This window comes from Flavobacterium sp. AC267, from assembly GCF_979258715.1.
On record NZ_OZ409875.1, the window covers coordinates 3,216,903 to 3,229,810 of the forward strand.

General features: G+C 33.8%; 13 protein-coding genes and 3 pseudogenes. 4 read left to right on the top strand and 12 right to left on the bottom strand.

Annotation, left to right across the window (positions count from 1 at the left end; translation table 11 throughout):
* Positions 1–67 precede the first annotated feature (67 nt).
* The 5 genes and pseudogenes from ACZZ95_RS16825 to ACZZ95_RS16845 all read right to left on the bottom strand — a co-directional run bounded on the left by ACZZ95_RS16825 (position 68) and on the right by ACZZ95_RS16845 (position 3,836).
* A pseudogene (locus ACZZ95_RS16825) lies at positions 68–1,088 on the bottom strand (LLM class flavin-dependent oxidoreductase).
* Positions 1,089–1,180: 92 nt separating this feature from the next.
* On the bottom strand, positions 1,181–1,588 hold the full coding sequence (locus ACZZ95_RS16830) for a DUF1634 domain-containing protein (RefSeq protein ID WP_095951489.1): 408 nt from the start codon (positions 1,586–1,588) through the stop codon (positions 1,181–1,183).
* Positions 1,575–2,413, bottom strand: a pseudogene (locus tag ACZZ95_RS16835) (sulfite exporter TauE/SafE family protein). Before ACZZ95_RS16835 ends, ACZZ95_RS16830 begins: the two are co-directional and overlap by 14 nt.
* A gap of 359 nt (positions 2,414–2,772) precedes the next feature.
* Complete coding sequence (locus tag ACZZ95_RS16840; protein WP_463469891.1) at positions 2,773–3,165, bottom strand: DoxX family membrane protein; 393 nt, start codon at positions 3,163–3,165, stop codon at positions 2,773–2,775.
* A gap of 155 nt (positions 3,166–3,320) precedes the next feature.
* Positions 3,321–3,836, bottom strand: a complete 516-nt coding sequence (locus ACZZ95_RS16845; RefSeq protein WP_463469892.1) for a GNAT family N-acetyltransferase — start codon at positions 3,834–3,836, stop codon at positions 3,321–3,323.
* A 284-nt stretch (positions 3,837–4,120) separates the two neighbouring features.
* Between ACZZ95_RS16845 and ACZZ95_RS16850 the strand changes: the two genes are divergently transcribed.
* From ACZZ95_RS16850 to ACZZ95_RS16860, 3 genes are all read left to right on the top strand, one after another.
* The gene (locus tag ACZZ95_RS16850) at positions 4,121–5,134 is read left to right on the top strand and encodes a zinc-binding alcohol dehydrogenase family protein (protein WP_463469893.1); all 1,014 of its coding nucleotides are present in this window, start codon (positions 4,121–4,123) and stop codon (positions 5,132–5,134) included.
* 149 nt (positions 5,135–5,283) lie between these two features.
* Positions 5,284–5,637 (top strand): DoxX family protein, encoded by a 354-nt coding sequence (locus ACZZ95_RS16855; protein ID WP_463469894.1) that lies wholly within the window; start codon positions 5,284–5,286, stop codon positions 5,635–5,637.
* A 1,504-nt stretch (positions 5,638–7,141) separates the two neighbouring features.
* Positions 7,142–7,555 (top strand): hotdog family protein, encoded by a 414-nt coding sequence (locus tag ACZZ95_RS16860; RefSeq protein ID WP_463469895.1) that lies wholly within the window; start codon positions 7,142–7,144, stop codon positions 7,553–7,555.
* A gap of 15 nt (positions 7,556–7,570) precedes the next feature.
* Here the strand turns inward: ACZZ95_RS16860 and ACZZ95_RS16865 are convergent, their stop codons facing one another.
* The 5 genes from ACZZ95_RS16865 to ACZZ95_RS16885 form a co-directional block, all read right to left on the bottom strand.
* On the bottom strand, positions 7,571–8,002 hold the full coding sequence (locus ACZZ95_RS16865; protein WP_463469896.1) for a hypothetical protein: 432 nt from the start codon (positions 8,000–8,002) through the stop codon (positions 7,571–7,573).
* On the bottom strand, positions 7,962–8,639 hold the full coding sequence (locus tag ACZZ95_RS16870; RefSeq protein WP_463469897.1) for a BamA/TamA family outer membrane protein: 678 nt from the start codon (positions 8,637–8,639) through the stop codon (positions 7,962–7,964). The genes ACZZ95_RS16865 and ACZZ95_RS16870 overlap by 41 nt, the downstream gene beginning before the upstream one ends.
* A gap of 121 nt (positions 8,640–8,760) precedes the next feature.
* The gene (locus ACZZ95_RS16875) at positions 8,761–9,534 is read right to left on the bottom strand and encodes an FAD-dependent oxidoreductase (RefSeq protein WP_463469898.1); all 774 of its coding nucleotides are present in this window, start codon (positions 9,532–9,534) and stop codon (positions 8,761–8,763) included.
* Complete coding sequence (locus ACZZ95_RS16880) at positions 9,447–9,956, bottom strand: NAD(P)-binding protein (RefSeq protein ID WP_463469899.1); 510 nt, start codon at positions 9,954–9,956, stop codon at positions 9,447–9,449. Before ACZZ95_RS16880 ends, ACZZ95_RS16875 begins: the two co-directional genes overlap by 88 nt.
* A gap of 30 nt (positions 9,957–9,986) precedes the next feature.
* The gene (locus ACZZ95_RS16885) at positions 9,987–10,745 is read right to left on the bottom strand and encodes a helix-turn-helix domain-containing protein (protein ID WP_463469900.1); all 759 of its coding nucleotides are present in this window, start codon (positions 10,743–10,745) and stop codon (positions 9,987–9,989) included.
* Positions 10,746–11,085: 340 nt separating this feature from the next.
* Between ACZZ95_RS16885 and ACZZ95_RS16890 the strand changes: the two genes are divergently transcribed.
* Positions 11,086–11,628 carry a hypothetical protein gene (locus tag ACZZ95_RS16890; RefSeq protein WP_463469901.1) on the top strand — a complete coding sequence of 181 codons (543 nt, stop codon included), beginning with the start codon at positions 11,086–11,088 and terminating at the stop codon, positions 11,626–11,628.
* Positions 11,629–11,733: 105 nt separating this feature from the next.
* On the opposite strand, the pseudogene ACZZ95_RS16895 reads toward ACZZ95_RS16890, so the two are convergent.
* Both ACZZ95_RS16895 and ACZZ95_RS16900 read right to left on the bottom strand, forming a co-directional pair.
* Positions 11,734–12,177, bottom strand: a pseudogene (locus ACZZ95_RS16895) (transposase); the annotation flags it as partial.
* Positions 12,178–12,292: 115 nt separating this feature from the next.
* Positions 12,293–12,670, bottom strand: a complete 378-nt coding sequence (locus ACZZ95_RS16900; RefSeq protein WP_095951476.1) for a hypothetical protein — start codon at positions 12,668–12,670, stop codon at positions 12,293–12,295.
* Between the last annotated feature and the right edge of the window lie 238 nt (positions 12,671–12,908).

The window sequence follows — 12,908 nt, forward strand, 5'->3', positions numbered from 1 at the left end:
GATTTAAATTTCATAAATAATAATCTGCTAAATCATTTTACTCTGTGAAATCTGCGACAAAAAAAAACTATCCCTTCTTAATCAAAGGAATCAGTTTTGTTCCAATTAATTCAATAGCGCTCATTAATTGTTTGTGGGTTAATCCAGCGTTGTCCATTTGAAATGTAAATCGATCAACACCTCCAAGTGCTTCACTATGACGTAGAATTTTCTCTGCGACCCTTTCTGGACTTCCCACAATTAAAACCCCCAGATCATCAATTAATCCGTCAAATTTGTCTTTTGTTACTGGAGGCCAGCCGCGTTCTCTTCCTAATTTGGTCCATAATTCGGCATAACCTGGGTAATAATCTGCAATCGCATTTTCTGTTGTTGTACCGATATATCCTGGCGAATGCACTCCTACTTTTAATTCTTCTGGTTTATAACCTGCGGCTTGTCCAGCCTGACGGTATAAATCGATTAAAGGTTTAAAACGATGGGTTTGTCCGCCAATGATGGCAACCATTAATGGAAGTCCCAAAGAACCCGCTCTAACAAAAGATTCGGGTGTTCCGCCGACTCCAAGCCAAATCGGTAATTTTTCTTGTGTAGCTCTCGGATAAACAGGAAGATTATGGATAGCGGGACGAAATTTACCTTCCCATGTCACAAATTCATTGTCACGAATCTGTAAAAGTAAATCTAGTTTTTCGCTGAAAAGTGCATCATAATCATTTAAATTATAACCGAAAAGGGGATATGCTTCAATAGAAGAACCACGCCCGACTACAATTTCTGCTCTTCCTTTGGAAACCAAATCCAAAGTAGCAAAACTTTGATACACCCTTACTGGATCTGCGGCGCTTAAAACGGAAACCGCACTTGCTAATCTTATATTTTTGGTTCTTGCATGCCGCACTTAAAATAACAGCTGTGGCAGAATCTAAAAACTCTTTTTTATGATGTTCTCCAATCCCGAACACATCAAGTCCGACTTGATCTGCAAATTCAATTCTCTGCAGTAACTGTTCCATTGCGTCAACACTGCTTAAAGTATTGTTGTCGCCATACATTGCCGAAGCAAAACTGTCTATTCCTATTTCCATATATGTTTTTTTTTTGAAGGCTTTAAGCTGTAGGCTTTAGGCTGTAAGCTATAAGCTGTAAGCATTGGAAAGCCTAAAGCCTACAGCGTCAATCAATGTGAGAAGCCGAATGAAATACTGATAATAATGATTACAATAACGATTAAAGTAATCCCTACATATAAATAATCTTTTTCCAATAAAAAGGAAAATAACGACAGTAAAACCCTTAAAACGGGTGTTAAAAAGAGTAAAATAATCCCCGTAAAGATTAATGATGCACCATCTCCCTGAATTGCTCCTTGATAAATATCGGCAATTACTTCAAATATATTGCGGTCGTTTTCCTTAAAAACAGAATAATCTTCTATCTGAGTGCCATTGTGCATTAAATACACGATACCGCCCATAAAAGCTACTGCTAATGAAATCCAAACCCCATAACGAAGCAAGTTTCCTATGATCGTCTGGAAATCTTTTTCTCCAAATTTTTCTTCTTGTACCATGTTAGATTTTTCCATTAAGTCCGCTATAAATCATGTTTACTGCCAAAACAAAAATCAGGCAGGCAAAAAAGATTCTCAATTTTTTTCGGATTTGTTCGTACTAATATTTTCGCTCCAGCCATTGCCCCAAACAAAACACCAATTACAACAGGCATACAAATTCCAGGTTCAATATATCCTTTTTGAATATAAATTACAGAACTCGCCATTGCTGTAACCCCCATCATAAAGTTACTCGTTGTGGTCGAAACCTTAAACGGAACTCTCATAATGTTGTCCATTGCAATTACTTTAAAAGCACCAGAACCAATTCCTAGTAAACCAGACATCATTCCGGCAATTCCCATCATACTGAAACCGCCCAAAACATTTTTGGTTCCGTAACTAATGATTTCGCCGTCATGCGCAGGATAAGTTCCTTCTAATTTTAATTTTTTAGCCAGCGGACTAGATTCTAATACAATATGTTCTTCTTTTTTTCGAAGCGAATTAATAGCCGAGAAAATCAGTGTTAAACCAAACAAAACCGCTATGAAAGAAGTAGGAGCGATAGTCGAAAGCGGCGCACCGCAGACAGCACCAATTGTCGTAGCGATTTCGAGAAAAATCCCCATACGCATGTTGGTAATTCCTTCTTTTACATAAGCCGCGAAGAGAACCTGAAGAAGTTGCAATAACAGAAACCAAAGTAGCTCCAATTGCATAATGAATGTCGACTCCGAGAATAATTGTAAGAAGCGGAATGATTATAATCCCGCCTCCCAAGCCTGATAATGAACCGATAAAGCCCGCTAGAAAAGCGCCAAGAACCATTATAAGCGTAAAGGTAAGTATTGTCATTAAGATATGTTTTTGTATCTGCTAATTTACGAATACAAATTTGTTCAAAGCAGGATAATGGCCTTAAATATACCTTAAAAATTAATTGTTAATTGCTGGTTGTTAATTGTTGATGGTTTGTCGTTGATTGTTAATTGTTAATTGTTAATTGTTTGCAATTCGTGTGTCAACTTTGTCAAAGTTTAAAACTTTGACAAAGTTTGCGTAAAGTCAGTCATCAGTCATCAGTCATCAGTCATCAGTCATCAGTCATCAGTCATCAGTCATCAGTCATCAGCCATCAACAATTAACAATTAACAATTAACAATTAACAATTATCTAAATCCTATTATCAACAGCATACGCTGTTTTACCAATATTAGCAAGCAGAAGAGTCAGCCGCACTGGTCCAAACAGAATAATCAAAAGGAGCTTTGAATGAAACCGAAACTGCCATGGCAAAACCAAAAAGAAACATTAAAAAAGTTGTTCCTAAAGCGACAAGTCGGGTTTTAAAACCGAATAATAATAAAAGGCTCAGTAAAACTTCAAAGAAAGTGGCGATACCGCCAAGAACTTCTGCAGTAGATTTGCTTGCAAAAGAATTAAGGGTTTGGGTGTAAATTACAAAGTTTTCCCAGTTTCCCCAGACAACTCCGTTTGAGCCTGGTGCGCCCCAAATTCCAAATCGATCAGCAACCGCTGAAAGCATTGTGATTCCTAAAACTATTCTTAAAATTAAACCTGCTTCTAATATGGTTATGTTTTTCATTCTAACGTATTAATTTGTATTCAATCATTAAACGAATTCTCCTTTCAAAATACAGAAAAGTCGTCTGGTTATTTTTTAATAACGACAGAATCAACGCCAAATTGTTCAAAATAGCCGATAAAATGCATAATCGACAGCAGAACCAAGTTTTAATTCTAACTTATTTGAAGATGCTCAAGCTTCTTTCCAACTAAAGTTTTTTGTCCCACAACTTTAAATCCGAGTTTTAAATAAAGTTTTTTTGCCAGCGGATTTTGTTCCTCCACCAATAATCCCAAAGTCTGCTTATTTTTGTGTACATATTCGGCAATTAGAAACTGAAGTATTTGAGAGCCAATTCCTTTTCCCTGATGATTGGGATTTATGCCCAAAGAATCGATGTAGAATTCGCCCGCTTCGGTTTCAGATTCAGGATTAAATTCAGGATTATAATGTTCTCGAACGTATTCAATTATTGGTTTTCGCAATTTTTCGATGTCTTCACCTTTATATATATCTACTGCACCAATGACTTCATTATTTTCTTCTGCGACATAACAGTTCTCATACGAGTATTGATTGTTTTCTCTTTCAACGAAGTATTGCAGAAAGTCTTTCGCGCTAGCCGTACTCTTCTTTTTTGATAAACTTATAAATGATATCTTCCATTGCCAATAATAATATAGGGGCAAGGTACGTGGAGTCGGATTTTTTGGCTTTTCTGATATGCATTTTTAAGATGTTTAATAAAACAAATTTAAAGCTTATTTAAATGTGTAGCGCTTTGTCAAAGTTTAAAACTTTGACAAAGTCGCCAGTCTTCAAAATAGATAACGCTATGTGTAAAATTTAAAAGCTAATTCTGCGTGACAAAAAAGTCAAATTTTTACCAATATAGTATAGAAATATACCACAATTAAGAGTTAAACAGCTCGTATCTTTGTTATGATATTAAAATTAAAAAACTCATAAACATATGAAAGCTATAGGATTCAAAACATCACTACCCATAGAAAACTCAGAAAGTTTTATTGAATTTGAAACTGCAAAACCCATACCTGGCGCTCGCGATTTATTAGTAAAAATTGATGCTATTTCAGTAAATCCAGTCGATTTTAAAGTTCGTCAGAGCAGTGCAAAAGATACAGTTTTAGAAACACCAAAAATTATTGGCTGGGACGCTGTTGGGATTGTTCAGGCAGTTGGAGAAAAAGTGACCTTATTTGAAGTTGGAGATTTGGTGTATTATGCTGGAGATATTACTAAACAAGGAAGTAATGCCGAATACCAAATTATAGATGAACGAATTGTAGGCAGAAAACCAACATCATTGAGTATTCAGGAAGCGGCAGTTATTCCGTTAACAGCTTTGACAGCTTGGGAAATTTTGTTTGACAGAATTAGAATCAGCGCTGAAAAAGACAAAGGAAAATCAATTTTAATTATTGGCGGCGCAGGCGGAGTGGGTTCCATTGCTATTCAATTGGCAAAGAAAATCGCTGGGTTAACTGTTATTGCAACAGCGTCGCGTCCAGAAACAATTGATTGGTGCAAAAAGCAGGGAGCCGACTTTGTAGTCGATCATAAAGATTTGATTTCTTCTGTTCGCAAAGCTGGTTTTGAGCATGTTGATTTTATTTTAGATTTTGTAGACACCAATGCCTATTGGGATATAATGGTTGAATTAATTAAACCTCAAGGCCATATCGCATCCATTACAGGAAGCAGTGAACCAATTATTTTAAATAAATTGAAAAGTAAAAGCGTTTCTTTTTCTTGGGAATTGATGTACACCCGTTCCATGTATCAAACAGAAGACATGATTGAACAGCATCACATTTTGAATAAAGTTGCCGATTTATTAGATGAAGGGATTTTGAAAACAACTCTAAATGTAACCCTAAAAGGATTTACAGCTGAAAATGTAAAGAAAGCACACGAGCTTTTGGAATCGGGCAAAACGATTGGAAAAATTGCCATTAAGTTTTAAGTCTTTTTTGAAAAAGCGCGTAGAAGTGCTTAAAATATTTATTTAGAATTATTTTAAATAATACGTTTTACAACATAACAAATTTTTGTATTTTCGTTGCCTTACAAGTCAAAATGTAAGTAAATTTTAAACCCAAAACTTAAATTGTTATGATTTCAAAAAACACAGACTTAGGATTATTAGTATTGCGCATAAGCGTTGGTGGATTGATGCTTTTTCATGGTATTGCCAAGCTTATTCATGGTATTTCATTTCTGGTTGAAAATATGGGCGCATTTGGATATGCTGTCTACATTGGTGAAGTTTTAGCACCAATCGCTATTTTATTAGGATTCAGAACGAGAATTGTCGCTGTTCTTTTGGCAATAACTTGTGTAGTGGCAATTGCAACAGCTCACGCTCAGGACATTTTCTCAATCAGCGAACACGGAGGTTATGCAAACGAATTACTGATGCTGTATCTTTTAGGTGCTGCAGACCTTGTTTTTTACTGGTTCTGGTAAATATGCAGTTTCCCACACTACTAAATGGGACTAAATTATTTTAATTAAAATATACAATTTGTATAAAGCCCTGAACCAAAAGTTTAGGGCTTTTTTGATCTTCAAAAATTAAAAATTAAATTGTTTAAATCTAGAAGCCGTTCGAAGCCTGAACGGAAATGTAGTCGAATTAATCGACGGAAAAATAATTTCTGCCGCACTCAATAAAAAGGAAGAGCTATACCAATTACTAGGAATTAGGTAGTTCTTATCGCGAAATAGTATTTACAATTTAAAAGCAGAATTTTTTATCATAACTAGGCTTTAGATAATGATGAAAAATGGTTTTATAGATACAGTAATAATTAAAGTTATTAATTGTAATCTAATGCTTTATATGATTCGATTTAATATATTGGAATAGATGTTTATATGTTTTTAATATATGCTATTTAAAATAATTTAATTGACAGAATATTTAACTGAGAAAATAACTAATCATACGAAAAGGAATTGCTTTTCGTATGCTTCTAATTACTCAAAGTAGCTTCAAAATAGGAAGGGAGTTGTGTTGTAGTTTTTTTGGGTTACTTTCCTGCTTCCAAAGTAATGTTAAGTGTGTTTTTTAAGGAGTTTAAAGTGAGATCTAAAATTGATTTTCTTTCGCTTTAATCAAGCGTAAGATTAGATGTGTTTTCGATGTTTTTTTGTTAATTTTTAGCTATAAATTTTATCTATAGTGTTTGTTTAAATAATTGATTTTTAGATATTAATGTTTATTTGTTTTAATTAAAAGTTTAAGTATAAAAATTGAACATAAATTTGATAGCATGAAACTGTTTTACGTTTTAATCTGCTGTTTTTAAGAGAAAAAATGGCTAAAATGAAGTCTAAAAATACTTTTGGTAAGTGCACAGTTTTTCTGTAATAATCGAATTTATTTTGCCCTAAATACAAATCGCAAAAAAATATTGATTTGAGAAGTTTTCATGATTGAAAGTCGGTGGATTTAAAAGAGTAGAATGCTTCAATTGAAGTTTAAATGTTAAGTTTAAAAATGAAGATGCTTTGTGTAAAAGTTAGGGGGACTTTAATTTTAGATTATCTGAATTGTTTTAAGTCATTTTAAGCCTTTAATATTTAATTACAAGGCCGAAGTCGGTTTTATTGTTTTCGTTGATTAAAGTAATTAAAATACAGCCAGTAGTTTGTTGATACCATTTTTCTGTAACAGAATTAAATTGACAGTCTATCTATTTTTATTATTAACGATATTTCGCCAAAGAAAAAGCAGGAATTATCAATAAAATTTCAAAGACAATAAAATCGAAGCTGACGTGGTAAGTTTTGTTCGCTTAAAATAATGATTCTGATGATTTTAGAGTTAATAACGAGAAAAGCGATGTGTAAAATATCTCTTTTATTTGGGATTTACTGCCCGTTTTTAATTTGTATTTAGTCGAGATATGCCTTAAAATATTGTCTATTTCGGTTCAGATTCGTAAATTGTTGAAAATTACAAAACATGAATCCAAAAATAGAAGATTTAATTCCGCACAGAGCCCCATTTTTATTTGTTGATGAAATTATATCTTATACCACCGAAACAATTATCGGTTTAAATACTTTTACGCAGGAAGACAGCTGGCTTCAAGGAAGTTCTCCAGATTTTAATTACGTTCCAGGAACTATTCTGATAGAGGCAATGGCGCAATGCGGAGGCGCCGGTGTAAAGTTACTAGGTATTGCAGATGGTGTTTTTGGCTTGGTGAGTATGGATAAAATTGAATTCTTTGCGGGTGTTGAATTTGATAAACTGGTTAAATTTGTAGTAAAGAATATCCGCTTAAGTGAAAAAATTATAAAGCAATCTGGAGAAGCTTTTTCTGGAGATCAATTGATTATGAAAGGTGAATGGATGTGTGTTAAACTTCAATGATTTAAAAGAAAAAGATTAGAAAGCTTCGCCAATTCTAAAATAAACGCCCCAGTCTCCTTTACCCACTGCACCATCTAAACCTACATTAAATTTTGATTTTTTAAACGGATTGTAGCGGTATCCAACTCCAGCGCCTGGGTAAAGTTTCCAATCAAAGCTTGGAGTGTCAGATCCGTAAATAGTGGCAAGACCTGCAAAACCAACCAGTCCCATTTTTTCTCCAAAATTGTAACGATATTCTCCTTGGATGTCTATTAAACCAGAACCACGGTATTTGCCTTCAGAATAGCCTCGAATATCAGTACCACCAATAGTGCTTTGCTGTTCAAAAGCCACATCTCCGAGTCCGAATTTGCCGTATAAACGAACAGCAATCACGTCTTTATCGTTTCGGCTGGGAAAGTATTTATTGGCCTGCAGCTGAAACACGATTGGAGGCCAGCTCATTATCTAGGAATTTCGGATATGTGGACCAGTCCAATCTAATTTTATAGCCTTTAGTAGGATAATAAACAGCATCTCTCGTATCGTATAATAAATTTACAACCAAAGCATTACTGTGCGAAATGGAAGATGGCGAAATATCATCTTCATAAACCGTATTGTAATGTGCGTAAGTGTAGGAGAGGCCCGCGTAAAACTGTCCGAAAACCTTGCGTTGTCCGCCAACACTTAGAATCGTGGTTTTGGTTCCGTAATCGTAAAAATCGGGCTGATCAATATCATCTACAAAAAATTGCGAATTCTGATTTCCTGTAAAAAAGAACAATTTCAAACGCCATTTATCTTCATTCAAATACCATTTATTAAAGAAAGCCAAGAAATAAGATTTGTTTGTCGTGTAAATGGCAGACATTCCGGATAATGATTTTGGCGCAATGGTATCCGTATGATTTACTCTGTACATCGCCATAGGAATGGCACCAAACATAAAATCGAGATTCCTATTGTAACTTAAATAAGGCATTACTCTTAATTCTATTTTCTTTTCTTTCGCTTTTTTGGGAACAGAATAATTTGTGTTTTGTCCAAAAGAAAATGTAATGAAAACTGCAAAAAAGACTAGGGAAAGAAAATGCCTCATAGTTATAAATTTTGTAGTGAAACTTATATTCTGGCTGTAAAAATTTTTAAATCTTACTATTTGTGGTACTTGTAAATTTAATTAAAATAAATGTAATTGATTGAAATAAAATAGATTATGTTTAATTTGTTCTTTTGAATATGGAAACTAGCTGGGCTAAAGCATTTTTAGAATGGATACGTTCACCATTCTCCAGAGTATCTTTTGTAGCGATTGCGACTCGATCGAGCATTCGTTTTTCAAAATGGGAAAGAGCAGTTTTTATGTCATTAAATTGATCACTAGTTAGAAAATCAGCCAATTCAGTCGCATCAAGCAGGGCAAGATTAGCTCCTTTACCAGCAAATGGAGGCATGCGATGCGCGACGTCTCCAATCATCGTAATATTATGTTGGGTTTTCCAAGTTTGATTTACAGGAAAATAATACTGCGGACGCGGGATAAAATGCAATTCACTGCTCTTAAAAAGTTCATGCCATTTCGGACTCCATTCAGAATAGATCTCTTTAAACCATTCAAAAATCTTTTGATTGTCTTTAAAATCTAAATCATTTTCTGCCAGCCATTTCTCTGGTATTTTACTGCTTAGCAGAAACATGAGTGATCCATCACCTTTTGTGCCGTACATGATAGTTTGTTCGTTGCTGATGGCCAGTACTTTTCCGTCTTTTGAAAACTCAAAAAGATCTGGAGCATTTTGTTGGGCGTTATATATCGTGCCTTCAATCATCGTAATTCCAGAATAAATTGGTTTTTCTGTACTTAGATAAGCACGAACTTTAGAATTTGCGCCATCTGCGAGAATTACTAAATCGGCAAAAACAGTATTTCCATTTTTAAATGTAATTTCCAGCCCGTATTTTCTTTTTCCATAGAAAGAAACTGGCTGTCCCAAACCATAGTTTCAGGCAGAAGCGAATTCAATAAAATGTTTCGAAGCACGGCACGATCTATTTCTGGACGCGGTTTTGAAATGTTTTCCAGCGAATCTTTATTGGTTTCTGAAATGGATTTCAGAGCCGCTTTTTCGATATTGTGTTCGTCAAAATGCAGTTGAAAATCTTTATCCAAAATACGCGCTTTACTAGCATTGGGGCGAATATCAGCGTAAAATTCATGTAACAGATTGGCCTGTTTCATGGCTTTTAAACCCGAATCTTCATGCAAATCTAATGGAGAACCTTGTACGCGAACTTCCGGATTGAGGTCTCTTTCGTAAACTTTCACATTAATGTTTTTCATTTGTAAAAGTCGGGCAAGGAGTAAACCGCCCATTCCGCCGCCAACAATGGCAACTTGTTTATTTTGTAAAAGCATAGTTTAATTTTTAAAATCTATGCAGCAAAATTATTGTGACGAAAGGGCTGATAATAGTATAAATCGGTCATTTTTGTTTTGAAACAATTCTTTCGGAAGCGAGCCTGAAATTTTTTTGATCTCTTTTATAAAATGCGTTTGGTCTGAAAAGTTTTCTTCTGGAAAAAGTTTTCCTTTTGCAATATGTTCCAATGAAGCTCTAAAACGCAGAATGGAGCAATACTCTTTTAGTGAAATTCCGAAATACTGCTGAAAATAACGGTTAATCTGACGACTGCTCCAATTGGATTGTTCGGACAAATCTTTTACACTCATCGCTCCTTTGGTTTTATAGATGAGGCTGAATAGCTTCTGTTTTCGACTGTCTAGCTCTTTTACTAATAAGGATTCAAGTTTGAGTGACGCCTTTTGGCAGAACAATTCAAAATTTTCTAAATCATTTTTATTGAAGTTCCAAAAATCAGTTTCCAGTGCTTTCGCAGAATTTACAAGAGTCGCGATAGATTCATGAAGAATATATTCAGCCGCAGGAAGTTTAAAACTAATTACAAATGAAAGGCTGTTGGCAGGAATTCTCCCTTTTTCATACTGTTTTGTTCCTAAGCCTAAAAGCGTAATTCTAAAAGCTTCGTCCGATGATTCAAATAAGGATAAATCAATGCGACCGTCAGGAAGACCAATAGTTTCTAAAGTTTGATCAGAAATATTTCGTACAAACCAAAAGCTGTCCACAAAATCGGAAAGATTTGGACTGGGCTGAATTGATTGGTATTCTAAACTGTCGTGCATTTTAATAAAAACATAGATTGGAGCTAACTTTTTAAGAAAGCAAGACGAAATTATGCAAAATACTGTTGATTTCTTTACAATCAACCGACTTTTTAAAGGCTCGTAAAAGCTTGTTTGTCTTTTAAAAATTTAGGAGTAAAAAACTTAACATTGGGTAACTTGTTGTTTTTTAGTTGTTTGAGTTTGATTTTTAGTGGGAATTAAAAACTTAACATTGGCGAATGTGTATTTACGTCTATCTTTGGTTATTATTTTTTAATGTTAATTTAACAATTTGGTAATATTAAAAATTAGCATAATTCAAATTTGATTAAAATAAATTCTAAAAATTAAGATAATAATGACGAAAAACGTACTTACGAATGAGCTCGATCAAGAGGTAGATGCTAATCCAGTTATTTCTAGAGATGAAAACGAGCAAAATCCAGCTCTAAATTCGGAAAACGACTCAGTTGCAACTGAAGAAATTCCAGAACCAAAGGCAAAAACAAAAAGAGCTCCTAAAAAAGCAAAAGAAACTGCTGAAACTGTGACTACTGAAGAAACAAATACAGACGAGAACGCGGTATTGCTAGAAACTGAGGAGCCGGCAGAACAAAGTGAAAATAAATCTAAAACTAAAAAGAAGAATAAAAAGATGAAAGAAAAAGAGAAAAAACAGGTAGCTGAGAAAAAAGATAAACTAAAAAAGAAAAAAGCGACCGTAGCGAAGAGAAAAGAAAAAGCGAAAGACAAAAAGAAAGAAAAAGCAAAAAAAGCTAAACTTAAAGCAAAAGCTAAAAAGAAAGACAAAGCCAAAAAAGCAAAAGATAAAGCAAAAGCAAAAAAGATTGCTAAGAAAAAAGCAAAAAGATCTAAAGCAAAAAAGAACAAGAAAAAATAATGGTTGATTGTTAAAGGTTAATTATGAATGATGATTTTAATTTTTAATCTTTAATTTTTGATTATTAAAAGACAAAAAGTGCCTCTAATCAGAGGCACTTTTTATCTTTTTCTTTATCATGAGAGTATCAATTTTTTGAAGGAATTCGGGATCAAATTCAGAATAAGCTCTTAGTCTGTATTTTTCATCTCTAATTTTCATAACCAAACGTATTTTTTGTACCATTAGCCAGATGGGCTCGTAACGTTTGTGTCCTAAGAGATATTGAATTTTTAGAATAGACATTTTTCTATGGGTTAATGTCATTAATTCGATGCAGATCATCCAGTAACGAATAGGCAAGTTGGAGTTTTCCATGACCGTTCCGGAACGAAGGCTGATTCTGCTGCCGCATTTTTTGCATTGAAATTTTAAATCATTTCTTCTAAAAGAATGCGCGTCATGACTGCATTTTCTGCACGTGATACCATTTTCTAAACGTTTATTTTTAAGCTCTTCAATACAAGTAGCTTCATCTGGATATTTTTCAAAGTAGGTTCTCAGCTCCATTTACAGCTTCTTTTTTTTCCTAAATATATAACTTTTATAGAAGTGTGAAACTGTTGTATAAAAAAAGGAACATTCAAATTGAATATTCCTTTTTTGGGGTAAAAAATTACAGGTACTACAGTTTCGTTGCTATTTCTTTTTTGTATTTATTTAAAATAGATTTCGTCATTCCTAAATTGGCTTTAGTAGAGTCTACTGCTAAATAAATAAAATACTGCTGATTGTCTGATACATCAATGATGTGCATTTGAGTACTAAGGGTAATCATAATGTTGTCAACTACTTGACCTTGTAGATTTAAAGCCTTAATTGCATTCATTTTAGCTTTCACTACTTCAAGATTGTAAGCCGATGCTAATTCAGGATCAAAATCTGCAAGAACAGAATGAGAATAATATGACATACCACTTGCGATTTCAGCTACAGAAACGGCGATAAAACCAGGGACGTTTTTCTTTAGGTCTTCACCAAATTGGGTTAAAAAATCTGACATAATGTAGAATTTTATTGTGTTGTAAATAAGATTGAATTGTTTTGGATGAGCAAAATTAATTATAACATATTATTTAATTATCCGCTTTGTGTACCTATTTTTATTTGATGCGTAAAAAAGCGACTGTTGAAAAATTACACTTTTTAAAGATTTATCGAATTGAAATTTATTTCGTCTGGAAATGAAATGTTTAAAATAAAAAATTGCTTCAGAAAAAGCATTATCTGCAATTTCAGAA